At 44.7% G+C, this 25,245-nt stretch carries 21 protein-coding genes; 20 read left to right on the top strand and 1 reads right to left on the bottom strand.

The window, feature by feature from the left end; translation table 11 throughout:
• Positions 1 to 29: 29 nt before the first annotated feature.
• The 10 genes from FAY33_RS14325 (at position 30) to FAY33_RS14280 (ending at position 11,753) form a co-directional block, all read left to right on the top strand.
• Positions 30 to 1,289: a 5-bromo-4-chloroindolyl phosphate hydrolysis family protein gene (locus FAY33_RS14325; RefSeq protein ID WP_143321916.1), complete on the top strand. Its 1,260-nt coding sequence runs from the start codon at positions 30 to 32 to the stop codon at positions 1,287 to 1,289.
• Positions 1,282 to 2,436 (top strand): toxic anion resistance protein, encoded by a 1,155-nt coding sequence (locus FAY33_RS14320; protein WP_143321915.1) that lies wholly within the window; start codon positions 1,282 to 1,284, stop codon positions 2,434 to 2,436. The genes FAY33_RS14325 and FAY33_RS14320 overlap by 8 nt, the downstream gene beginning before the upstream one ends.
• A 287-nt stretch (positions 2,437 to 2,723) precedes the next feature.
• Positions 2,724 to 4,391 (top strand): 2-isopropylmalate synthase, encoded by a 1,668-nt coding sequence (gene leuA, locus FAY33_RS14315; RefSeq protein ID WP_143321914.1) that lies wholly within the window; start codon positions 2,724 to 2,726, stop codon positions 4,389 to 4,391.
• 170 nt (positions 4,392 to 4,561) lie between these two features.
• Complete coding sequence (gene glf, locus FAY33_RS14310) at positions 4,562 to 5,662, top strand: UDP-galactopyranose mutase (RefSeq protein WP_143321913.1); 1,101 nt, start codon at positions 4,562 to 4,564, stop codon at positions 5,660 to 5,662.
• 90 nt (positions 5,663 to 5,752) lie between these two features.
• Positions 5,753 to 6,730, top strand: a complete 978-nt coding sequence (locus FAY33_RS14305; RefSeq protein ID WP_143321912.1) for a glycosyltransferase family 8 protein — start codon at positions 5,753 to 5,755, stop codon at positions 6,728 to 6,730.
• 12 nt (positions 6,731 to 6,742) lie between these two features.
• Positions 6,743 to 7,618, top strand: coding sequence for a glycosyltransferase (locus FAY33_RS14300; protein ID WP_185967645.1), 876 nt, complete (start codon positions 6,743 to 6,745; stop codon positions 7,616 to 7,618).
• A 27-nt stretch (positions 7,619 to 7,645) separates the two neighbouring features.
• A complete protein-coding gene (locus tag FAY33_RS14295) occupies positions 7,646 to 8,566 on the top strand; it encodes a glycosyltransferase family 2 protein (protein WP_143321910.1) in 921 nt (306 codons plus the stop codon).
• Between the two features lie 39 nt (positions 8,567 to 8,605).
• Entirely contained in the window at positions 8,606 to 9,715 is a 1,110-nt protein-coding gene (locus tag FAY33_RS14290) for a DegT/DnrJ/EryC1/StrS family aminotransferase (RefSeq protein ID WP_143321909.1), read from the top strand.
• Positions 9,716 to 9,792: 77 nt separating this feature from the next.
• The gene (locus FAY33_RS14285) at positions 9,793 to 10,779 is read left to right on the top strand and encodes an ATP-grasp domain-containing protein (RefSeq protein WP_143321908.1); all 987 of its coding nucleotides are present in this window, start codon (positions 9,793 to 9,795) and stop codon (positions 10,777 to 10,779) included.
• Complete coding sequence (locus FAY33_RS14280; RefSeq protein ID WP_143321907.1) at positions 10,776 to 11,753, top strand: glycosyltransferase; 978 nt, start codon at positions 10,776 to 10,778, stop codon at positions 11,751 to 11,753. The genes FAY33_RS14285 and FAY33_RS14280 overlap by 4 nt, the downstream gene beginning before the upstream one ends.
• 52 nt (positions 11,754 to 11,805) lie before the next feature.
• On the opposite strand, the gene FAY33_RS14275 is transcribed toward FAY33_RS14280, so the two are convergent.
• On the bottom strand, positions 11,806 to 13,242 hold the full coding sequence (locus tag FAY33_RS14275) for a L,D-transpeptidase family protein (RefSeq protein WP_347562703.1): 1,437 nt from the start codon (positions 13,240 to 13,242) through the stop codon (positions 11,806 to 11,808).
• A 200-nt stretch (positions 13,243 to 13,442) separates the two neighbouring features.
• Between FAY33_RS14275 and FAY33_RS14270 the strand changes: the two genes are divergently transcribed.
• The 10 genes from FAY33_RS14270 (at position 13,443) to FAY33_RS14225 (ending at position 25,148) form a co-directional block, all read left to right on the top strand.
• The gene (locus FAY33_RS14270) at positions 13,443 to 14,870 is read left to right on the top strand and encodes a lipopolysaccharide biosynthesis protein (RefSeq protein WP_243126762.1); all 1,428 of its coding nucleotides are present in this window, start codon (positions 13,443 to 13,445) and stop codon (positions 14,868 to 14,870) included.
• 64 nt (positions 14,871 to 14,934) lie between these two features.
• Positions 14,935 to 16,182: a lipopolysaccharide biosynthesis protein gene (locus FAY33_RS14265; protein ID WP_143321905.1), complete on the top strand. Its 1,248-nt coding sequence runs from the start codon at positions 14,935 to 14,937 to the stop codon at positions 16,180 to 16,182.
• Entirely contained in the window at positions 16,179 to 16,877 is a 699-nt protein-coding gene (locus FAY33_RS14260) for a glycosyltransferase family 2 protein (RefSeq protein ID WP_143321904.1), read from the top strand. The genes FAY33_RS14265 and FAY33_RS14260 overlap by 4 nt, the downstream gene beginning before the upstream one ends.
• A gap of 18 nt (positions 16,878 to 16,895) precedes the next feature.
• The gene (locus FAY33_RS14255) at positions 16,896 to 17,267 is read left to right on the top strand and encodes a DUF2304 domain-containing protein (RefSeq protein ID WP_143321903.1); all 372 of its coding nucleotides are present in this window, start codon (positions 16,896 to 16,898) and stop codon (positions 17,265 to 17,267) included.
• Positions 17,248 to 18,852, top strand: a complete 1,605-nt coding sequence (locus FAY33_RS14250) for a DUF2142 domain-containing protein (RefSeq protein WP_143321902.1) — start codon at positions 17,248 to 17,250, stop codon at positions 18,850 to 18,852. The genes FAY33_RS14255 and FAY33_RS14250 overlap by 20 nt, the downstream gene beginning before the upstream one ends.
• An 18-nt stretch (positions 18,853 to 18,870) precedes the next feature.
• The gene (locus FAY33_RS14245; RefSeq protein WP_143321901.1) at positions 18,871 to 19,827 is read left to right on the top strand and encodes a glycosyltransferase family 2 protein; all 957 of its coding nucleotides are present in this window, start codon (positions 18,871 to 18,873) and stop codon (positions 19,825 to 19,827) included.
• Positions 19,828 to 19,993: 166 nt separating this feature from the next.
• Complete coding sequence (locus FAY33_RS14240; RefSeq protein ID WP_143321900.1) at positions 19,994 to 21,034, top strand: substrate-binding domain-containing protein; 1,041 nt, start codon at positions 19,994 to 19,996, stop codon at positions 21,032 to 21,034.
• Positions 21,024 to 22,511, top strand: coding sequence for a histidine kinase (locus FAY33_RS14235; protein ID WP_143321899.1), 1,488 nt, complete (start codon positions 21,024 to 21,026; stop codon positions 22,509 to 22,511). The genes FAY33_RS14240 and FAY33_RS14235 overlap by 11 nt, the downstream gene beginning before the upstream one ends.
• On the top strand, positions 22,512 to 24,098 hold the full coding sequence (locus tag FAY33_RS14230) for a helix-turn-helix domain-containing protein (protein WP_143321898.1): 1,587 nt from the start codon (positions 22,512 to 22,514) through the stop codon (positions 24,096 to 24,098).
• A 3-nt stretch (positions 24,099 to 24,101) separates the two neighbouring features.
• Positions 24,102 to 25,148, top strand: a complete 1,047-nt coding sequence (locus FAY33_RS14225) for a substrate-binding domain-containing protein (RefSeq protein ID WP_143321897.1) — start codon at positions 24,102 to 24,104, stop codon at positions 25,146 to 25,148.
• The last annotated feature ends 97 nt before the right edge of the window (positions 25,149 to 25,245 follow it).

The raw sequence follows: 25,245 nt of genomic DNA, 5'->3' as shown, positions 1-25,245 counted from the left end.
ACAGCTAGTATTGTGGGAGAGCAGGAACGATGGATAAAAAAGATTTATCAGATTTAGGGGATCAGATCCTTGGTTCAGTAGAAGATGCGATTCGCTCTAAGGACTTTAAACAACTAAACAAGACCATTTCCGATACGGTCAATGACGCACTGTCTGAAGCCAGGGAACATGTGACAAAACATATGGATTTTGGAGCATTTTCCACTTCCCGCTCTTACCACAGTCATACCACAGAGGAAACGGAGACTTATGCCAGAACAACCGTAAATCAGGACCGGCAGACCTTTCACACCGGTTATAGAGGCTTTTTAAACCGAAGCTTCAGGAACGAATCAGACGGGAATGGAATCAGACTCAATGAGACGGGGCGTGTGCCCGGTATCCTGCTTACGATTTTTGGAAGCATCGGACTGTTCCTTATGCTGATCTTCCTTCTGGTGGTCTGGATCATTGCCATTGTTGTAAGGCCTATGGCAGTACTGACAGGCGGTCTGACCCTGATTTTTGGCGGAACCGGGCTGGCATTTGGATTCATGCTTTATAATGGGATCGCTTCTGGAAAACGTTTTAAGAGGGCGAGACTCTATGTCAGACAAGCTGGGAAACGGTTTTACTGTACCATAGAAGAATTGGCATCTGCCATTGGAAAGTCCAGGGAATTTGTTAAAAAAGACATTCAGAAGATGATGAAATCCCGTATTTTCCCCCAGGCATACCTGGATGAACAAAAGACCTGCCTGATGCTCAATGAGGAAACTTACAGGCAGTATCTGGAGAGCCAGGAGGCACTAAAGAAGCGGAATCTGGAAGAAAAAGAAAAACAATCAGAGAATGTTACGGAAGAATTTACCCAGATGATGACGGCTGGCAAGAACTTTTTAAAGCAGTTAAAAGAAGCCAACGATTCCATTCCCGGAGAAGTGATTTCCAGGAAGATAGCAGATCTTGAGGACGTAATCAGACGGATCTTTGATTCTGTGTCCAGGCATCCGGAGCAGGGCAGGGATATGGAGCGTTTTATGAATTACTATCTGCCAACCACAGTAAAGCTGGTTCATGCGTACCGGGATTTTGATATTGCCGGTGCAAAAGGAGAGAATGTTACTTCGGCAAAAGAAGAGATTGAAGAAACTCTGGATACCATTCATAAGGCATTTGAACGGCTGCTTGATGACTTATATGAAGATGCAGTCCTTGACGCCACCACAGACGCATCGGTTCTGCAGACGATGTTAAAAAAGGATGGGTTTGGGGAACGTGATTTTACAGGAGGAAAACCCAATGAGTAAAGAGATTGAAGAACTGTTAAAAGAAGCGCCTGAGTTAACCCTTACACCATTTTCAGATCCGGTGTCTGAGGAACCAAAAGAGATGGTCAGAACGGAAGAAGCACAGGTCATGGAAATGCCGGAAGCAGAACTGACTCCGGAAGAGGAGAAGATTGTTGCTGATTTTTCTGGGAAGATTGACTTGAAAAATTCCAATCTGGTTCTCCAGTACGGTGCCAGTGCCCAGAAGAAAATCGCCGATTTTTCCGAGTCAGCCCTTGAGAATGTAAAATCAAAGGACCTTGGAGAAGTGGGGCAGATGCTTTCTGATGTGGTGGTGGAGTTAAAAGGTTTTGAAGTAAAGGAAGAGGAAAAAGGCTTCTTTGGCTTCTTTAAAAAGAATGTGAACCGCTTAGAACTAATGAAGGTAAAATACCAGAAAGCAGAAGTCAATATCAATCAGATCTGCAAGGTGCTTTCCAATCATCAGATTCAGCTTTTAAAAGATATCGCACTTCTGGATAAAATGTACGATCTAAATACCACTTATTTCAAAGAACTGACCATGTATATTCTGGCTGGAAAGAGAAAGCTTGCCCAGGTAGAGAAAGAAGAACTTCCCTTACTCATGGACAAGGCTTCCAAAAGCGGACTTCCTGAAGATGCCCAGGCAGCCAATGATCTGGCAGCCATGTTAAACCGGTTCGAAAAGAAGATCCATGACCTGGAACTGACCCGCATGATCTCCATACAGATGGCACCTCAGATCCGCCTTGTCCAGAACAATGATACGTTAATGACGGAAAAGATCCAGTCCACTCTGGTTAATACCATTCCTCTATGGAAGAGTCAGATGGTACTTGCCATCGGAATCAATCATTCCGAAGAAGCGGCGAGAGCCCAGCGTCAGGTCACAGACATGACCAATGAACTCCTGCGAAAGAATGCGGAAGTCTTAAAGACCTCCACCATTGAGACTGCAAAAGAGTCTGAGCGGGGAATTGTAGATGTGGAAACTTTAAAGAAAACCAATGAATCCCTGATTACCACCCTTGATGAAGTGGTACGGATTCAGTTGGAGGGAAGGCAGAAACGCCAGGAGGCGGAAGCAGAACTCAGACGCATGGAGGGGGAACTGAAAAACAAGCTTCTCCAGATGAGCAGATAATATATTTTTTTGTTGTAAGCCCTCTATAGTCGTGCTATAATAACATAACACTTCACCGTGTCATATAGTGAAAGCACGGTTGTGATTTTAATGAAAAGGAATGATGAAGATGGGGTTAGACCTATAAAAACCACGTTGTTCATTGTCAAGAAGTACAGTGTGATTTATCGACTCCAAAGCCTGTGAAGAGTTTATTAAGGAGACAAAAACGAATGCCTTGCTTCAGAGTGGAGTCCGGCATAAGCCCGGAACAGACGACGAGTGAATGATGATGGAGGAGATAAGACATGTTGAACTATGAAAGATATAAGCGGGTACCGGTATTAGACTATCCGGAGAGACAATGGCCCGGCAACGAGATTCAGAAAGCACCAATCTGGTGCAGTGTAGATTTAAGAGATGGCAATCAGGCTTTGACGGAACCTATGGTAGTGGAGGAGAAGATTGAGCTGTTCCACCTTTTAGTGAAGCTGGGCTTTAAAGAGATTGAAGTAGGATTTCCGGCGGCATCCCAGATTGAGTTTGACTTTTTAAGACAATTGGTAGAACGGAAACTGATTCCCGATGATGTGGTAATACAGGTTCTGGTTCAATGCCGGGAGCATCTGGTTAAGAGAACCTTTGAAGCTTTAAAGGGAGTAAAAAAGGCGATTGTCCACATCTATAATTCCACCTCAACGTTACAGCGTGATGTGGTATTTAACAAAGATATGGATGAGATAAAGGCAATTGCAGTACAGGGTACAGAATGGGTAAAGCAGTATAGGAAAGACTTTGAAGGTGAGTTGGTTCTTGAATATTCTCCTGAGAGCTTTACCGGAACAGAGCTTCCGTTTGCTCTTGATATCTGTACAGCAGTCCAGGACTGCTGGGAAGCCACACCAGAGAAGAAGATCATCTTTAATCTTCCTTCTACGGTGGAGATGACCACCCCTAATGTTTATGCAGATCAGATCGAGTGGATGAACACTCATTTTAAGAATCGTGACAGTATTATTTTAAGCGTCCATCCCCATAATGACAGGGGAACTGGAATTGCAGCCACAGAACTTGCCATTCTTGCCGGTGCTGACCGTGTGGAGGGAACGCTTTTAGGCAATGGAGAGCGTACTGGTAATGTGGATGTGCTGACGGTCGCATATAATATGTTTTCACAGGGAATTAATCCCGAGCTTCATTTAGAGAATATTCGTGAGATCATTGAGGTCTATGAGCGCTGCACCAAGATGGAAGTAGAGCCGAGACATCCATATGCCGGAAAACTGGTATTTACCGCATTCTCCGGTTCCCATCAGGATGCCATTAACAAAGGCATGAAGGCGATGCGTGACAGGAAGAATCCTTATTGGGAGGTTCCTTATCTGCCTATTGACCCGGCAGATATCGGAAGGCAGTATGAGCCAGTGGTACGGATTAACAGCCAGTCCGGCAAGGGCGGTGTTGCATTTGTTATGGATACATTCTATGGTTTCAAGCTTCCAAAGGGAATGCACAAGGAGTTTGCAGATGTGATCCAGGCGATCTCCGAGAAACAGGGTGAGGTTGCTCCAGAGCAGATCCTTGATGAATTTAACAGCAATTACATTGACAGGAAAGAGCCGATTCATTTCCTTAAGGCACAGATCACAGAGGCAGAGGAAGATGTGGAATTCTCCACATTTGCCAGAGTCCGTTATATGGATCATGGCACAGAGAAGATCTTTGAAGGCGTTGGAAATGGTCCTATTGATGCGGTACAAAAGGGTCTTGAGAAAGAACTTGGAATTGAGATTCGGGTACTGGATTATTCCGAGCATGCTCTTGCTTCCGGTTCCGGTGCAAAGGCGGCTTCCTATATCCACCTGTTGGATGTGAAGTCTGGAAAGGCAACTTATGGAGTGGGAATCAGTTCCAATATTACGAGATCCTCCATTCGTGGTATTTTCAGTGCAGTAAACCGGTTATTCTATTCATAAATAAGATTCAGCGAGGCTGTCCTTTTATAAGGCAGCCTCGTTTTTATGTCTTACGCTAATTTGTGCATACTAGTCAAGGGAGAACTGGTGGAATCCTATATGATTGATGACATTTCTTCCTCCTTTTAGTATAATGGACATAGTTTATAAAATGACAGGAGAATGAAACCATGAAAAAATATGATTTTGTACTGGTAGGAGCTGGTCTTTATTCCGGTGTTTTTGCCTATCTGGCAGGTAAAAAAGGCAAGAAGTGTCTGGTGATAGAGAAAAGGAACCATATGGGAGGCAACATCTATTGTGAAGATGTGGAGGGAATCCATATGCACCGCTATGGCGCTCATATTTTCCATACCAGCAACAGGGAAGTGTGGAAATTTGTAAATGAACTTGCAGAGTTTAACCGCTACACAAACAGTCCGGTTGCTAATTACAAAGGTGAGATGTACAATCTGCCTTTTAATATGAACACATTCAGCAAGATGTGGAACGTTTCCACACCTCAGGAGGCAAAGGCAAAGATTGAGGAGCAGAAGAATGCTGTGACCGGAGAGCCTTCGAATCTGGAAGAACAGGCGATCAGCCTTGTGGGAACGGATATTTATAAAAAACTGGTAAAGGGCTATACGGAAAAGCAGTGGGGAAGAGACTGTAAGGATCTTCCTGCATTTATTATCAAACGGCTTCCAGTCCGCTTTACCTATGACAACAACTACTTTAATGACCTTTATCAGGGAATCCCTGTGGGCGGTTATAATGTCATCATTGAGAAACTGTTTGAAGGCTGTGATGTAGAACTGGAGACAGACTATCTGGAGAAACGAAAATACTATGACAGTCTGGGAGAAAGGACTATTTACACGGGAATGATTGATGCCTTTTATGATTACCGGTTTGGAAAACTGGAATACCGCAGCCTGGAGTTTGAGACTGAGACGGTGGACACGGAGAATTATCAGGGCGTTGCGGTGGTGAATTATACGGACCGTGAGACACCCTATACCAGAATTATTGAGCACAAACATTTTGAATTCGGCACCCAGCCAAAGTCTGTGATAACCAGGGAATACCCAAAAGACTGGCAGGAAGGCATGGAACCTTATTATCCCGTAAATGATAAGGTCAATCAGGAACTGTTTCAGCAATACAATTCTCTGGCAAAGCAGGAATCCCATGTTTTATTTGGAGGGCGGTTAGGAGAATACAAATATTACGACATGGACAAGGTGATTGAATCTGCCATGAAAGCGGCGGAACAGGAACTAAATTGACAAAAATACCGGGCTGTTTACTTTTTTTGACAGATATAGTACAATACAACGGAATGAAACGTACGAAAAAGGTACAAAACGGAGGATTCTATGAATGTTGTATACGCTTCCAACGATCACTATGCAAGACATTTAGGGGTATCCCTTTATTCACTTTTTGATCATAATCGGGATTTTGATGAGATCAGAGTCTATTTGCTGTCCATGGGATTCTCGGGACAGACGAGGGAAGGGCTTCTGGAGATTGGAAAGATGTTTGGGCGGGAGATTACAATCATAGAACTGGGAGATTTAAAGCAGCGGTTTCCTTATGAAGTGGATACCGGGGGCTTTGATTTAAGCATCATGGCGCGTCTGTTTGTGGGAGAAGTTCTTCCGGATACCGCACAGCGGGTGCTGTATTTAGACTGTGATACCGTTGTGCTTTCTTCCCTAAAGCAGCTTTGGGAGACTGAATTGGGGTCCAATATGGTGGGCGCAGTTATGGAACCCACCATTTACCCAGCCATTAAGGAAGAGATCGGCATCTTAAAAGCAGCTCCTTATTTTAATTCCGGTGTTCTTTTAATTGATATGAAACGATGGCGGCTCAGACAGGCTCAGAGGATGCTTCTGGATTTTTACGCTTCCAGAGGCGGAGCACTTTTTGCCGGAGACCAGGATACCATTAACGGGGCATTGATGGGACAGATCAAACCTCTGTCCCCCCGGTATAACTTTTTTACCAACTACCGGTATTTCCGTTATAGTCATTTAACCAGACTGTCTCCCGTCTACGGAATCATTACGAAGGAAGAGTTTGAAGAAGCCAGGACGAATCCGGTCATTGTCCATTATATGGGGGATGAACGGCCCTGGAAGGCTGGGAATTTCAATCATTACCGCAAGGCGTATGAACATTATCTGGCCCTGACACCCTGGGCTGACACGCCAAAGGAAAAGGGAAGCCGTATCTACATGATGATTTATCATCTGATGAATTATGCCACTTTTTTGTGTCCGCCGTTTCGGGACTATGTAAGCCGCCGTTTTGGGATGCAGGTGATTAATTCCAGAAAGAACCGTTAGATGGGAGTGGACATGAAGGTAAGCTGTATTATTCTCAATTATAATGATGCACAGACAACAAAGAAACTGGTGGAGTCTGTGAAAGACTATGAAGGACTGGATTCTGTGATTATGGTGGACAACCACTCCACCGATGATTCGGCTTCTCAGTTAAAGGCGCTGGAGGGGGGAATGGTTCATTTCCTTTTGGCACCGCGAAATGGAGGATACGGCTATGGCAATAACATGGGAATCCGTTATGCTTATGAGACTCTTCATGCCACTCATGTACTGATTGCCAATCCCGATGTGTCATTTTCCGAAGACTGTTTAAAGGCCATGAAAGACAGGTTTTTAAGGGAGGAGAAGCTGGCGGTGGCAGCAGCGGTAACCAGAGACGGGACAGGCAATGCGGTCTTATCAAGCTGGAGATTAAACGGATTATTATTTGACCTGCTGGATACTGGTCTGGTGACGAGACGGATATTTGGGCGATGGCTCAATGACCGGTTTCACTTTCCTTATGATTCTGGTTCTTACGCCTATGTGGATGCGGTCATGGGTTCTTTGTTTCTTGCCGATGCAAAGGTTCTTATGGAATGCGGACTTTACGACGAGAATGTATTTCTCTACTATGAGGAAAAGATTCTGGGTCATAAGTTAAAGGAGAAAGGCTATAAGACCGTTCTGCTGTTAGATCAGTCGTATCTTCACCTCCATTCGGTATCCATTAAAAAAAGTGTGGAATCCATTTTAAAAAGGCAGGCGATTCTTCATAAAAGCAAACTTTATTATTATAAAAACTATCTGGGAATTAATCGGCTTCAGGAAATGGGGGTCCGGCTTTTTTTGGAGATCATCATGATGGAGATCTGGTTTTTGACCAAGATGTTAGGAATGTCCTGGTAATGTGATTTTAGAAAGGAGGAAAGCGGTATGATTACAGTTCTTTTGGCATCCTATAATGGAGAAGCCTATCTGAGACAGCAGCTTGATTCCATTTTAAATCAGACATTTCAGGAGTTATCCATTGTGATTTCCGATGATCAGTCTTTTGATGGAACGCCTTCTATTATAAAAGAGTATCGGGAGCGGTATCCCCAAAAGATCCGGTGTCTTGTGAATCAGACTCCTTCGGGCAGTGCCCAGAATAATTTCTTCCGTCTGCTTCGTGAGGCAGGCGGCGGATATGTGATGCTTTGTGACCAGGATGACATATGGCTTCCCGATAAGGTGGAAGTCACATGGAAAGAAATGAAGCGGCAGGAGAAGCAGTGGGGACTGGATACACCGATTCTGATTCATGGGGATTTGTCTGTAACTGACGAGAACGAAAGGATTTTACATAAATCCATGGTGAAGTTCCAGAAGATCGGTGTGAGAAACAATCGGTTCTCCCATTACCTGATGGAGAACAATATAACAGGCAGTACGGTTATGCTCAATCCCGCTTTTGCTCCTTTCCTTGCCTTATCCCCCAAAGTCTGCATGATGCACGACTGGTGGCTTGGGCTTCTGGCAAGCTGTTTTGGAACAATTGCTTACATTGACAGACCTCTTTTGCTTTACCGCCAGCACGGGAATAACCAGCTTGGTGCAAAAAGCGGAATGAAGCAATTGATGGAACGGCTTTGCAATCATCAGGGGGCAAAGGAACAATACGGAAGAATATTTTTGCAGGCAGAAGCTTTTTTGGACTGTTTTGGAGATCGCATGAGCAAAGAGCACAGAGACGTTCTTGCCCATTTTCTCATGCTTCCAGAGAGAAGCCGTATCGGTAAGATTGTTGATATTTTAACATATAAGTTTTATAAAAGCACCCTTATAAGGACGTTTGGCCAGATGCTTTCCATCTGACTTCCTTTGGGCGGAATGGAAAGCGGAGGATAATGGTATATGGTACCGGAAGAAAAAGACATCTTAGTAACAAAAGCATCCATGCCTTCTTATGAAGAATTCATAGAAGAAATCAGACCCATCTGGGATACAGCCTGGATGACCAATATGGGAGATTTTCATGACCGGTTAAAGGAACAGTTGGAGAGGTATTTAAAGGTGCCCAATCTGCTGTTGTTTGTCAACGGACATATGGCATTGGAGATGGCATTGCAGGCAATGAATTTAACCGGTGAAGTGATTACCACCCCATTTTCCTTTGCTTCCACCACCCATGCGATTATGAGAAATGGTTTAACTCCTGTATTCTGTGATATCAGAGAAGAGGATTATACCCTTGATGCAGACCGGATTGAAGAAAAGATTACGGATAAAACAACGGCGATTTTACCGGTTCATGTCTATGGGAATGTCTGTCAGATGGAGAAGATTGAAGCCATTGCCAGGAAACATCATCTAAAGGTGATTTACGATGCGGCACATGCCTTTGGCGTCGAGGTGGATGGCAGAGGAATCGGCACATTCGGAGATGCTTCCATGTTCAGTTTTCATGCGACCAAGGTATTTAACACCATAGAGGGCGGAGCCGTAAGTTTTACAGATCCTTCCTTAGAAGTGCTTCTTAACTATCTGAAAAACTTTGGAATTACGGGAAAAGAGTCTGTAGAATACATTGGCGGAAATGCCAAGATGAATGAATTCCAGGCAGCGATGGGAATCTGTAATCTCCGCCATGTAACGGATAATATTGAAAAACGCAGACTGGTATCAGAACGTTATAAGGAGCGTCTGTCTGGCATTCCCGGAATTCGTCTCAATGGCGGTCAGAAAGGGGTAAAGCCTAATTATGCTTATTTTCCCGTAGCGTTTGAGGGATATTCTCTGACCCGTAATGAGGTCTATGAGCTTTTGGCTTCCCACCATATCTTTGCAAGAAAATACTTCTATCCCCTTATTACAGAGTTTGACTGCTATAAGGACCGTTTTTCCGGACAGGCTCTGCCAGTTGCGAAAAAAGCCGCTGACTGTGTTCTGACCTTGCCTTTGTATGCGGATCTGTCTCTTTTAGAAGTGGACCGGATCTGTGATATCATATTAGAGCGTGTTTGAAAATTCATTTCCACAATCAGAAAGCAATTTTCAAACATGCTCCAGGGCGCGTCTGAGGATAGAGACAGGAGGACATTATGGAGACAGCACTGGTGACCGCAATTGGGTCATTTTCAGCAGATATCGTAATTAAAAATTTAAAAAAGAGAGCAGTCAGAGTAATTGGCTGTGATATTTACCCGGAAGAATGGATTGCAGATTCCCGGAATGTGGATGCTTTTTATCAGGTTCCCTATGCCACAGAGGAAGAACGGTATGTAAAAGAACTTCTGGCTATCGGAGTCAGGGAACAGGTGAATCTGCTGATTGTGTTAACCGATGTGGAAGTGGATGTGTGGAACCGTCATAGAAAAGAATTGAAGGAGCATTCCATTACCTTATGTCTGTCTTCGGAGGAAACCATTGCTTTGTGCCGGGATAAGAGAGCCATGAACCGCTTTCTTTCCGGCAGAAATCTGGGCAATTCCATACCGACCAGAGAGCTTTTGGAGACAGAGATTGAGACTCTTTCTTATCCGGTGGTGTTAAAGCCTTTTAACGGAAGAAGCAGTCAGGGTCTTCATTATATCAAGTCCCTGGAAGAGATGAAGCATGTTCTCACCCTTTGCAAACCAGAGGAATATGTGGTTCAGCCCTATTATAAAGGCAGTGTTATTACCGCAGATATTGTACGGGACCCACAGAGCGGGACAAGCATTGTAATCTGCCGGAGAGAACTGCTGCGGACCTTAAATGGAGCAGGAACTTCGGTTCTGGTATTTTCAGATCCTTTATTAGAGAAGATGTGTCAGGAGATTGCACAGGCGTTAGAGATTAAAGGCTGTGTAAACTTTGAATTCATTGAAGGGGAAGACGGCATCTATCACATGCTGGAATGCAATCCCCGTTTTTCAGGGGGTGTGGAGTTCTCCTGTCTGGCTGGATATGACTGCGTCGGCAATCATATCAGGTGTTTTACCGGGGAAGACATAGAACCAGGTTCCCACATAAAAGGCATGTACATTGCCAGAAAATATGAAGAATACATTACCAAAATAACTGGAGAAGAGGGGCAGAAGGAATGAGCAGTACAAAAAAACCTGCAATCATGGTCAGTGTCAATTGCGTGACCTTCCAGCACAAACAGTATATTCGCCAGGCTTTGGACAGCTTTCTTATGCAGAAGACGAATTTTGAATTTGAGATTCTGGTTCATGATGATGCTTCTACGGACGGAACAGGGGATATTTTAAGGGAATATGAAAAGCGGTATCCTGGAAAAGTCCTTCCTCTCATTCAGACGGAAAACCAGTATTCCCAGGGAATTGATAACATCAGCGGTGCCTTTAATTTTCCAAGGGCAAGGGGAAAATACATCTTCATGTGTGATGGCGATGATTACTGGACATCTCCAGACAAGATGCAGAAACAGGTGGATTATATGGAAGCCCATCCCGATTGCACGCTCTGTATCCATAGTGCCAGGATTGAACTGGTGGGAAAAGCGCTGACGGAGGGACAAATGCGTCCATATTGTGGAAACAGAGTTCTCACACCGGAGGAGATTGTGGATAAGTCCTCTGGATATGCCATGTCCTCCATGGCATTCCCTTCCCGGATTGTGAAGAATCTTCCGGATTACTATGTGGATTGTCCTGTAGGAGATACGCCGATTCAGATGATTGCAGCCAGTGAAGGATACGGATATTATTTTGATCAGCCTATGAGCACTTACCGGGTAGGGGTAGCCGGCTCCTGGACGGTAGAAGGCAAGAGCGGAGATTATGCCAGAAAACAGCAGATTTATTATGAACGGATGGAAAAGGTCTATGATCAGTACGACAGAGCAACAGGCGGAAGGTTAAAAGAAGCAATTGAAAGTGCCAAAAAGCGTACCTATTATCACACGATGGTCAATACCAGGCAGTTCAAAGAGATTCTAAACCCGGAATATAAGAAATATTATAAAGAACTGACTCCCAGAACCCGGTTTTTTATAAAGCTGGAGTACTGTACGCCGTCCTTCTATCGTTTTTTAAGAAAGAAATTTATCAAATAAAAAAGCAGAAGCCTTCCTACTGGCTTCTGCTTTTTGTTTTATGTATCAGATTCTAATGTACAATATTAGGGTCTGTAGGGTCCCAGTTCTGGGACTCTGGAATGATCTGCTCAATGGCGGGACGCTCATAAGGTCCGGGAACCGGAGAGTTGTAGATCGTAACCGTGGTTCCAAGAGCGCAGTGGTCAAAGACCCATTTGGCATCTCCGGAGAGAAGACGGATACATCCGGCAGATTCTGCAATGCTTAAATAGTTGTAAGTGCTGGAATCCAATGTTCTTCCATTGGGGCTGCTGTAAAGAATGGAGTGGATTAAGAATCCTTTCCAGATGCGGGTTGCATACTGGGTAAAGATGCCGTGGTTCATATCCCTCCACCGGTACTTGGCCGGGGTCTGGAAGGTTCCCAAAGGAGTATCGGGTCCTGTTGACGTTAAGAAGGATTTTACTGGAATGATAAATCCCTTATCCCCGTCCTTTGCAAAGATAGTCATGGTGTTCATCTCTTTATTAATGCTGATTAAAAAGGGACCTTTTGCACCGATCACAGGTTCTAAGTCGGGAACCATTCTGCCTGATTCATCAAAATAATACTTATAGCCGTCAATGTACTGCCAGCCGGTTACCGGTTTGGAATCCACAAAGTAATACCGTTCATTGCCAGACCATGCCCAGCCTGTAAAAGCGGAACCGTCTCCATTTAAATACTCAAGTGCTCCGTCTCCCTGCCTGATTCCGTCTGGAACGGCTGAGATTAACGGTTTTTCTGTTCCATATGGAAAGGCAGAGTTCTTAGCATAGAATGCCATCCGGAATTCTGTAATGTAATGCCCGGTTCCCATGGTTCCGGCTGTGGCTCCGTTCTTTGCCCAGTCCATGGTGGTACCGTCTTCTAATTTGGCGGTGTAATAAATATCGAACTGGTTATTCACGTATCCGGAGAAACGCATCTGTACAGCTTCAATATTAACATCATTGGCATAATTGGTGGTCTGCTGTCCATTCATCACCCATGGAGACCAGCCGGTAGATGAAGTATAGGTTCGGTAAAGTACATTACCCACAATATTAGTAAGAAAGGTGGACATTCCATGGAAGCCTTCTCCGTTGTTGGAGATCCAGGCATCGTTGACAAATGGCTGTGACCAGTTGCTGTCTCCTACCATAACCGTGGTCTGAAGGCGGGGAAAGTTAGCTTTTAAAGCTTCCTGTGCCGCTTTTGAGGCTTCATCAACCACTCCGTCTTCTCCGTTGCCCTCCGCTTCTTTTCCTATGTCTATGCCGGCGTTTGCCAAAGCAGATTCCGCTTTTTCTGCGATTTCTCTGGCCTGTTCGGTTGCCTCAGTCTGACTGTAATTCTGACCAATGGGTACACCATTTCGAAATCCTGGCCCACGGGATTCGTCTGCCCAGGCGTAGGAAGTTTGTCCCAGAACAAGAACAGACGTCAGGCAGAGAGCCGCCAGACTGTATGTTAGTTTACGCATCATAAAAAACCTCCTGAATGTCAGGGCGTATCTGAAAAAACATCTCAGACATACTCTGGAAATTAAGTATAATTCTAGGATAGTTTAACATGATTAAGTGCAAAATGCTAGAGACGATTTACATTTAATGGCGGATATAGTACAATAAGGCGGAATTGTAAATTGGTAAAAGGAAGGGAATATCCAGTATGTATCAGGATAATATGAAAAATAAAATCCTTTCCGGTCTGTTCTGGAAAGTGATGGAAAACGGCGGAACACAGGGAATTCAGTTCCTTGTATCCGTTTTGCTGGCGAGACTTTTAACCCCGTCAGAATCAGGGGAAGTCATGCTGATCATGATCTTTATTACCATTGGCAATGTATTTGTCCAGAGCGGTTTTAACACGTCTCTCATTCAGAAGCAGGAGGTAGATGAAAAGGATTATTCTTCTGCCTTTTATATCAGCGCAGGAATCGCGGCGGTGCTGTATGTGATTTTGTTCTTTACGTCCCCGCTCATTGCAGATTTTTATGGACAGCCTGTTTTTATTCCGGTTCTCCGTGTTCTTTCCATAACCTTGTTTTTCGGTGCGGTCACATCGGTGCAGTCTGCGGCTGTGGCAAGGAATATGGAGTTTCGGAAACTTTGCCTTGCCAGCATATTTGCTGCCGTAGGCTCGGGAGTCATCGGTGTTGCCATGGCGTTTTTCGGGTATGGAGTATGGGCACTTGCCATGCAGCAGTTTTTTTACAGCCTGTTTCTCATGCTGGTTCTGTTTGCTCTGGTTCAGTGGCGCCCAAGGCTGTTATTTTCTCCCCGGAAGGCAAAAGAACTGTTCTCTTACGGCTGGAAGATTCTTTGTTCCGGTCTGATTGATACGGTATTTACCAATGTATATGGACTTGTAATCGGAAAACTATATAATTCCGCCATGATGGGGCAATACTCAAGGGGAAACCAGTTTCCTTCTTTAATTGCCAATAATCTAGGGGCGGCGATCCAGTCGGTTATGCTTCCGGCTTTTTCTGCCTGTCAGGATGACAGAGAGAAAGTAAAAAGTATGGTAAGAAGGTCTATCATCACCAGTTCCTATCTGGTATTTCCCATGATGGCAGGGCTGATGGCAGTGGCAGAACCCATGGTCCGTCTGCTTTTAACCGACCAGTATCTTCCCTGTGTGCCCCTGCTCCGGCTTCTGTGTATCGCTTATGCCACCTGGCCTCTTCATGTAGCCAACCTCCAGGCGATCAATGCCCTGGGGAGAAGTGAGATATTTTTAAAACTGGAGATTATTAAGAAGGCAGTCAGTGTGGTGGCTCTTCTCATCAGCATTCCATTTGGAATCTACACCATGGTGGCACTTCGGGCTGTAACGGATTTTATCTGTACCTTTATCAATGCCCATCCCAATAAAAAACTGCTTCATTACAGTTTTTATGAGCAGTGGAAAGATGTGATCCCATCCCTGATTGTCTCAGGAATTATGGGACTTGTTGTCTATGGCGTACAGTATATAATAGAAGGAACGCTTCTGACCCTTGTGGTTCAGATCGCGGCAGGAGTTGCTGTATACGTATTTCTCTCCTGGATTTTCCGGCTGGAAGCGTTTGTATATCTGTGCAAAACAGCAGGAATTACAAAGAGATAAAACCTGGGTTCGGGTTTACATTTAAGGTCTGATATTGTAGAATAAAGGAAACCGAGGAAACAAAATGGAACGAAAAAATGTGGCATGGAACATGATTGGAAGCCTAATTTATGCAGGTTCCAGCATGATCTTAACGGCACTTGTCAATCATATAGCAGGGACAGACCAGGGTGGAATCTTTGGTTTTGCGTTCAGTACCTTTGGCCAGCAGATGTTTCTGGTGGCTTATTTTGGCATGAGACCCATGCAGAGTACCGACATCAGCCGGTCGTACAGTTTTTCAGAATACCGGCAGGCAAGGGTTCTCACCTGCCTGATGGCAGTCGTAATGGGAATTGCTTATATTCTCTGGAATCTGGCGGTGCCCTCTTCCGGTTATACAGGCGAGAAAGCTCTGGTGGTATTTCTCATGGTCTTATATAAAGTGTTAGACGGGTTTGCCGATGTCTATGAATCAGAATTCCAAAGAAACGGAAAGCTTTATCTGACCGGACAGGCGATGACTTTCCGCACCCTGCTTTCTGTAGGCTGTTTTTTAGGAGCGCTGGCAGTGACAAAAGATCTGGTCTTATCCTGCTTTGTTGCGGTGATCTCCCAGGGGATTGGAATTCTGCTTTTTGATAAAAGAACCTCCAGGCAGATTCCCCAGATGGACAGAACCAGAAGAAAAGGAAAAGAATGGAATCTGTTAAGGGAAAGCTTTCTCCTGTTTCTTTCTGTTTTTTTAGACGGACTGATTTTTGCCATGGCAAAATATGCGGTGGATGCCCAGATGACTTCCACTGACAATGCCATCTTTGTAGCTATATTTATGCCCACCTCAATCATTAACCTTGCCGCCAACTTTGTCATTCGTCCATTTCTGACCAGAATGTCTTACTTGTGGGAGGAAAAAGAGTTGAAAGGTCTTTTAAGAGAGGTACAGAAGCTGACCGGAGTCATTATTGTTCTTACAGCCATTGCTCTGGCTGGTGCCTGGCTCATTGGAGTTCCGGTTCTTGGTGCCATCTCCAATGTGGATTTAAGACCATACAAATCAGGGCTTCTGTTCATTATTCTGGGAGGCGGATTCTTTGCGGTCATGAATCTGTTTTATTACGTTCTTGTAATCATGAAGCGGCAGAAAGGAATCTTCTGGGGCTATGTGCCGGTCTGCGTTCTGTCCTATTTTCTGGCGGTCTGGCTGGTGAGAAATAGCGGAATCAATGGAGGAGCCGTTTCCTATATGCTTTCCATGGGGCTTTTGATGATCTGCTTTATGGGACAGGCAGTGTATGGGCTTAGAAAGAAAAAGAAAGAGGTGACAGGATGACGGATAAAGTGCTTGTGGTAATTCCTGCATACAACGAAGCGCTGAACATTGAACGGGTGGTGGGGGATGTGATCAGACATTATCCCATATTCGATTATGTAATCATCAACGACGGTTCTACCGATGATACGGCTGAGATATGCAGAAGCCATGGCTGGAAAATCATTGATCTTCCTGTAAACCTGGGACTTGCCGGGGCGTTTCAGACTGGTCTTAAATACGCCCACCGCCACGGATACCGTTATGCCATACAGTTTGACGGAGATGGACAGCATCGTCCGGAGTATATCGCTCCAATGAAGGAGATGATGGATAAGGGATATGACATTGTCATAGGTTCCCGTTTTGTAAATGAAAAAAAGCCCCGCTCCCTTCGTATGTTTGGAAGCCGGCTCTTAAGCGGTGCCATCTGGTTTACCACAGGGGTAAAGGTAAATGACCCCACTTCCGGTATGCGTATGTTCAGCCGCAAGATGATCAAGGAATTTGCAGATGGCTTAAATTACGGTCCGGAACCGGATACCATCTCCTATCTGATCCGCCACGGTGCAAAAGTTGCAGAGATTCCGGTGGTGATGGATGAGAGAATTCTTGGAGAAAGTTACTTAAATCCCCTTAATGCAGCCCGGTATATGGGAAAGATGCTCTTTTCCATATTGCTGGTTCAGAGTTTCCGCATCAGGGACAGGAGATAGAAGAAGGGAGAAAATCAGATGACTGTTGTACTGAGGGCGGTGCTTATATGCGTGTCCATTCTGCTTACCTGCTATGTGCTTAGAAAGATCCGCCACGCCAAGATGAAGATTGAGGACTCCATCTTCTGGGTGATGTTTGCTTTTCTTCTGGTGGGATTCAGCTTATTTCCCAGACTGGCAGATTTTGTATCACGGATGGTAGGAACGTATTCCACTGCCAATTTTATCTTTGCTTTTATGATTTTCATTCTTCTGGTAAAAGTGTTTTTTCAGTCCGTGAAGATATCCCAGTTGGAGAGACGGGTAACGGAACTGATTCAGACGGTTGCACTGGACCGGGAAGAAGATCAGGAAAAGGAGGAGAAAAAACGTGAATCTCATCAGAAATAAAAAAGGACTGGCGCTTACAGCGGGAAGCATCCTGCTTCTCGCTTTTCTCTTTCTGCTGCCTTATAAAAAGACCATTATAGGCATTCCATCTCCGGCATTTGAGCCGGTTCGGCGGTTTTACTGGTGGCTTATTATGGCTGGCTGTGGATTTCTCTTCTTTTTGGGCGGAGTTTTGTGGATAAAGAAAAAACTTTCTGCCTATATGGTTCCGGTTACCGTTGTTATTCTGGGATTGTTCTATATGATGGTTTTCCCCCCGTTTTCTGCTCCTGATGAAGCGGCTCATTTTGTGAGTGCTTACCGGCTTTCCAGTCAGATTATGGGAAAGCAGGCAGTTGCAGGAGATGATTTCCTGCTCCATGCCACTAAAGAGGAGAAAGAACGGATCAGTCGGGGAGCCAATGTGCTGGTCAGGGAAGGAGATGATGTGCCGGGACTTTCGGCAGAAGTAGGACAAGGGACCTATCAGATGGTGCTTACCCAGCTATTATCAAAGGATACCAGTCAGGGCGTTACGGTGCGCAGCGAGACTCCCGTCAACACTTCTCCGGTGGTTTATATTCCGCAGGCAGCAGGCATTGTGCTTGCAAGGCTGCTCCATCTGGGCTATATTCCTCTGGTCATGCTTGGACGTCTGTTTAATCTTTTCACATTTGCCGCCATGACCTTTTTTGCAGTTAAGGTAATGCCTTTTAAAAAAGAAATGATTGCAGCCGTATCCTGTCTTCCCATGACCCTTCATCTGGCGGCTTCCTATTCCTATGATACGGTATTTATCGGCTTGTCCATGATGTTTTTTGCCTGGTGCTTTTATCTTGCTTATGAAAAAGAGCAGATAACCATAAAAGACACGGTTGTGCTTGGGCTGCTGCTGATCCTCTTAGAGCCTGGAAAGATCGTGTACCTTCCTCTGGCTGGAATCTGCCTGTTTATACCTTCTGCTAAGTTTCAGTCAAAAAAGCAGTACTGGATTTCTTTCATCAGTGTGATTGCGGCAGTACTTCTGGCAGTGTTCTTAGTCAACCGCCTGGTTCTTACGGTCTGGGCGACACAGACGGAAAACTATGTGGGCTGGAGTGAAGCAGCAGGGTATACCATTTCCGATGTATATCATAAGCCTTATGATATTATCATGGTTTATTATGAGACGTTTGTTACTCAGCTTGATTATTATCTGATTACCATGCTGGGGGGATTTTTAGGCAATCTGGACCCTAATTTAACGGTGCCGCCGTTTTGTCTGATTCTCTTATGCTTCTCGCTTTTGGTCAGTGCAGTAAAAAGAGAAGGGGAAGAACTTCCTTTTAAAACCTGGCAGAAATGGTTTATGCTTTTTCTGGTATTGTTAAGCGCCTGTCTGATCCTTGCTTCCATGCTTCTTGGCTGGACTCCAAGGAATCTGACCTATATTACAGGGGTACAGGGACGGTATTTTATCCCGTTAATTCCTCTTGTGCTTCTGGCTGTTTTCGGAGGAAGTCTGGTTATAAAAAAGGACTTAAGAAGAAGTGCATGGTTCTTAGAATGTTTTGTAAGCATTTATGCTCTGATACGCATCTGTTCCACCGCATGTCTGCGTCAGTGATAGAAAGGTAGAAAAGAGATGGAAGAAAAACAACCAACGGCAAAGACCGTGGACATCATTATCCCGGTTTATAAGCCGGATAAAACCTTAAAGCACCTGTTAAAACGGCTGGGGGAACAGTCTTATCCCATTGAGAAAATAATTATTATGAACACCGGCAAGTCCTACTGGAAGGATGAAGAATATGCCCTTATTCCCAATTTAGAGGTTCATCATGTGACAAAAGAAGAATTTGACCATGGAGGAACCAGGAATCAGGGAGCCGGATATTCAGAATCTGATGTGATGGTATTTATGACGGATGATGCGGTTCCTGCCCATAAGAATTTAATTGAAGAGCTGGTAAAAGGGCTTGATCAGACCGGAAACAATCAGGAACCGGTAGTGGCGGCATACGCCAGACAGCTTCCCAATCCGGACTGTGCCCTGACAGAGCAGTACACCCGTTCCTTTAACTATCCGGAGAAAAGCCGGGTCAAGACAAAGGCAGACTTACCAGAACTGGGGATTAAGACATTCTTTGCCTCCAATGTCTGCTGTGCCTATGACCGCAGTGCATTTGCTGCCTCCGGTGGATTTACAAACCATACCATCTTTAATGAAGATATGATTTATGCCGGCAATGCCATCAGATATAAAGACCAGGCAGTGGCATATGTGGCAGAAGCAAAGGTATACCACTCCCACAATTACGGCTGTCTGACCCAGTTTCACCGGAATTTTGATCTGGCAGTTTCCCAGACGGATCACCCGGAAGTATTTGGTGGAATTCGTTCCGAAAAAGAAGGAATCCGGCTGGTAAAGAGGACCTGCACCTGGCTGATCAGTCAGAGAAAGCCCTGGCTCATTCCAGGTGTCATTATAAAAAGTGGATTTAAATACATGGGATACCTGATGGGAAAACGTTATAAGCATCTTCCTTTCTGGCTCATAAAGGCATGTACCATGAATCTGGCATATTGGAAAAAGCAGTAACAACAGTCCGGCTAAGGAGCAGTAAAGAAAGCCGGACTGTTTTTTGTTCCAGGCAGAACAGGAGAAAGATGGCAAAAAAGTGCTATACCAGGGCAAGATTCTCCTGCTTCTGTTTTATTTCCCGATTTAGTATAATAAGATTATTACAAAGAACAGGAGGAGCGTCATGGATAATCGGAACCGGAGCCTGCTGCTGCTGGTCTTTACCGGATTGTTTGGAATTGTGTTTCTTACACTTCTGACTTCGTCCTTTTATGGATTCGCATTAAAAAAGACTGGTCTGGGGCAGGAAGAGAAAAGCCGGGTATACCGCTACCATTATGTGATGATCATTGATGATCTGGATTCCCAGTTCTGGAATGATGTTTATAAAAGTGTCAGGGAGGAAGCTGCCCTTCATGACGCATATGTGGAGCTGAAAGGCAAAAAACAGTCCTCCTCATATTCCATGGTGGATTTAATGGATATGACAATTGCGGCGAAAGCAGATGGCATTCTATTGCAGTTTACGGGAGAAGAGGAATTGGAAGACCGCATTAACCAGGCGGCAAAACAAAAGATTCCGGTGGTCACACTCTTAAACGATGCCCCCGCCTCCAGCAGAGTAAGCTATGTAGGGGTTAATTTCTATCAGCTAGGGCAGGAATATGGAAACCAGATCCTTAAGATTCTCCCTAAAGGGTCTGAAAAAGCCAGAGTTCTCATGTTTCTTCATGATAATTCTGTTGACAGCAGCCAGTCCCAGATCTTTAACCAGATCAATAACCGGATTGTGACAACAAAGGAAACTGCCCCGAACGTCAAAGTGGAGGAGATCCGGATTGCCTCTGGCCGTGCCTTTGAGCCAGAAGAGATGGTGCGCAGTGTATTTCAGGATGCCCTTGGTCCCCCTGACATTATCGTCTGCATGGACGAGGTGGATACAGAGGCAGTGTATCAGGCGGTCATTGACTATAACTGTGTAGGGAAAACCCAGGTCATCGGCTATTACAAGTCAAAGGCAGCTCTTGACGCTGTGATAAAGGGAACCATGGCAATGACACTCTACATCGACACCAGACAGATGGGCAGATACAGCATTCAGGCACTGACTGAGACCATGAATGGCGGAAGAACCAATTCTTTTTACAGTGTGGACCTGCAATTTCTTACAAGGGAAAATGCCCTTTCCTTTGTCAACAATCAGTGGAGCAGCGATGATAAATAACTGGAAACATATATGGGAAAACTTACCGATTACAAAGAAGCTTTTTTGGGAGATTGCAGTGATAGCCATTGCCCTTTTTGCCAGCAATCTGTTTATCTATGCCCAGATCAACCAGATGGTGGAGCGAATGAATTCGGTATACATGAGCAACGTAAATCTAAACGAGCTGATCAACGGGCTATCCGATGTACAGAATAATATGTTCAAATATCTGCAGGTAAAAGATTCCCAGTCTTTAATGGATTATTACCGGGCGGAGCAGGATTACAGACACCTGTTGGAAGGACTGTCTATGGAGATTACGGATAATCAGATTCATATTTTAGAGAAGAATATCCGTCATATGTCAGAAAGTTACTTAACTGTCACCGATGAGGCGGTACAGGCAAAACGGGGACAGAACGTAGAGAAATACAAAAGTTCCTATGAATCCGCGTTAAAGCTGTACCAGTTTATCAACAACGATGTCTCCACCTTAAATATTCTGCAGTTTAAGAATAATTCTGCCAGCTACCAGACGTTACAGGCGGCACTGAAATATCTGGAAGTCATCAGCTCCATCATTCTTATGGTGGTCATGATCATCAGTATTACGGTCATGATGATGATGACAAAGGACATGGTCACTCCTTTAATTAATCTGGCGCAGACGGCAAAACTGGTGGGACAGGGGAATTTCCATGTGAAAGTACCTCCGGTAAAAGCAAGAGATGAACTTGGAATCGTAACCGATACTTTCAATCAGATGGTGGAAAGTCTGGAACGGTATGTGAAACGGATTAAAGAGAGTGCAGAAATAGAGCGGGAGATGAAAGAACGGGAGTTTTTGATGGAAAGCCATTTAAAAGAAGCAAAACTTCAATACCTCCAGTCTCAGATTAACCCCCATTTTCTCTTTAACTCCTTAAATGCAGGAGTTCAGCTTGCCATGATGGAGGATGCGGAGAAAACCTCTGTATTCATGGAAAAGATGGCAGACTTTTTCCGCTATAATGTAAAAAAGGGTTCGCAGGATGCCACGATTTTGGAGGAACTGGAGACCGTTGAGAATTACATCTACATATTAAACGTCCGGTTTGCAGGTGACATTCACTACCAGTCAGACATTGCAGAGGAAAGCCTTAATTATGCCATTCCAAGCATGATCTTACAGCCTCTGGTAGAAAATGCGGTTACCCATGGAATCCGGGATATTGACTGGCCCGGCATGATCCGTCTGTCGGTAAAAGACCGGGAGCAGGAGGTTGAAGTCTGCATCGCAGACAATGGAAAGGGAATGAATGAGGAAACTCTTTTGCAGGTCTGTGCCGGAAAACAGACTGCAGAAAGTACGGAATCTACAGGCATTGGTCTTTCCAATGTGATATCACGTTTGAAGCTTTATTACGGAAAGGAAGATATATTTCATATTTTCAGTGAAGGAGAGGGGAAGGGAACAACGGTTGTATTGAGGATTCCAAAAAGAGGGGGGATTTAGATGTTTCGGATATTAATTGCAGATGATGAAGGAATCATGCTGGAATCCATAAAGAATACCATACAATCTAATTTTGGAAGTGACTGTGAGATTGTGTGTGTCAAAACAGGAAGAGCGGTCATTGAACAGGCAGAGTCATTTCGCCCGGATATTGCCTTTGTGGATATCCAGATGCCAGGATTAAACGGGATTCAGGCGATCAAAGAGGTGAGAAAGTTTCACTCCTCCATTGTGTTTATTATTATGACAGCTTTTGATAAATTTTCTTATGCCCAGGAAGCGGTGAATCTGGGGGTCATGGAATTCATCATGAAACCGGTAAACAGGAAAAAGATTTTAGAAACCTGTGTAAAAGCCATGCACCAGGTGGAGGAAGCCAGAAAAAAATTAAGTGACGATTTAAAAATAAGGGAAAAGCTGGAGATCGTTATTCCCATGATTGAAAGCGGGTTGATCTATAAAATCATTCAGGAAGACTCTGATCCGTCAAAGAGCGGATATGCGGAGATGCTGGACATACAAAGTGCCTATGGATTTATGATTATTCTGGAATTTGGAGACAGCATTGAAGACGGAACCCTGACCAATGCCATTGGAGTAGGAGTCCGGGTGAGTAAATATTATTCCATGATCCGGGAGATTGTAAAAGATTATTTTGACTGTGTTGCCGGTCCTGTCATGGGAAACCGGATGGTGTTATTTGTACCCTTGGAACGGGAAAAAACCGGATATGAAGAACGGGTGGAAATCATTACAAGAACCAGGAATATGATTCACAAGCTGGAGCACAGCGCTGACATGAAATGCAGGGGAGGAATCGGGCTTGTGAAACCACTGGGGCAGGTCCGGGATTCTTATATGGAGGCAATTAAATCCCTGCGGGAAAGCGACAGTCACGTCATACATATTGCAGATATTCCGGCCATCGCAGACTATGATGGAGAATACCCCCTGGATCTGGAGAACCGCTATCTGGAGCAGGGAACCAAAGGCGACCGGGAAGGAGCATTGTCCTGTGCCAATGATTTTTTTGACTGGATGCTGCTGCATGACGGCAATGTCCGTTCCAATATTGAGGTAAAGGTGTTAGAGCTTATTATGAGGCTGGAACGGCGTGCATTTCGGGGAGGAAGCCTGCGCTATGGATTCCGTTACCGGGAAAATTATATGGCGGAGCTTAAGGAATCTTCTGACGAGGAACATCTAAGGCGCTGGTTTTTAAATAAGACAAAGGAAATCTGCCAGGCAATTACAACCTTTCGGGAACGGGAATCGGAGAATGTGGTTTCCAGAGTAAAAGCTTACATTGATGAAAACTATGCAAAGGATATTTCCCTTGATGAAGTCTCCAGAATGGTGGATATCAGCCCCTATTATTTCAGTAAGCTGTTTAAACAGGAGGTAGGAGAAAACTTCATTGAATATGTGACAGAAGCCAGAATCAGCCATGCAAAACGCCTTTTAGAGGATTCCAGATACAGCATCAAGGAGGTATGCGTCATGTCTGGCTACAGCGATCCCAATTATTTCAGCCGGATATTTAAAAAGTATGAAGGCATGACACCAAGTGAATACAGGGAGAGGTAGGGGATGAGCATGTGGAAAAGAGTGGCGCTGATCATGCTTTGCTGTACATTAACTGCCGGGTGCAGCAGGGTCGGAGCAAAACCGGAGGCAGATCTTTCACAGCAAAAAGGGGAGGAACCGTTACAGATTGGACTCAGCATTGATTCCTTTGTGATTGAGCGCTGGAACCGGGACCGGGATGTGTTTGTATCCGCAGCAAAAGAGATGGGGGCAGAAGTCAACGTACAAAATGCCAATGGCGATGTAAAGGAGCAGATTGACCAGATCCAGTACTTCATAAAGAAACAGATGGATGTGATTGTGGTGGTTGCAGGAGATTGTGAAGCTCTTTCTGAAATCATGAGAAAAGCAAAAGATGCAGGCATTAAAACAATAACCTATGACCGTCTCATACAGGATTCCAACTGTGATATTCATATCTCATTTGATAACGTGGAGGTAGGAAAACTGATGGCAGAAGGTCTTGTAAAGGAAATTCCGGAAGGCGGAAAAGTTTTTTTAATTCAGGGTCCCGAAACAGACCATAATGTGGCAATGGTCCGGAAAGGGTTTGATGAAGTCATAAAGGATAAGAATCTGGAAGTGGTATATGAGAGAAACTGTGAAGGCTGGATTGCAGAACATGCCTATGATTATGTCAAGGAAGGATTGGAGAAATATCCGGATGTAAAAGGTATTCTGTGCGGCAACGATGACCTGGCAACCCAGGTGTTCCGCGCCTTATCAGAAGAAAGGGTTGCGGGAAAAGTGTGCCTGGTGGGGCAGGACGGAGATCTGATGGCATGTCAGAGAATCGTCGAAGGAACCCAGAACATGACTGCCTTTAAATCCATTGAGGAAGAAGCCAGACTGGGTGCAGTGTATGCGGTAAAGTTAGGAAGAGGGGAACCCCTTGAAGGCGTGACAAAGACAATTTCAGACGGAACGTATGATGTGCCTTATCTGGAATTAAAGCCGGTGGCAGTGAATAAGGAGAATATGGAAGAAGTCATTTTACAGGGGGGATTCCACGCAAGAGAAGACGTGTATCTGAATGTAAAGCAGCAGTAGCATTATTTTGACTGGAAAAGTCCTGATTGTTCAGGGCTTTTTTTAGGTGGATGGATATGTGCTATTGGTTCACAAGCAAATCCAGTTCTTGAAATGG

It is taken from the genome of Clostridium sp. HBUAS56010 (assembly GCF_007115105.1).
Lineage (GTDB): Bacteria > Bacillota > Clostridia > Lachnospirales > Lachnospiraceae > Lacrimispora.
This window is presented reverse-complemented; position numbering and strand designations above follow the sequence as displayed.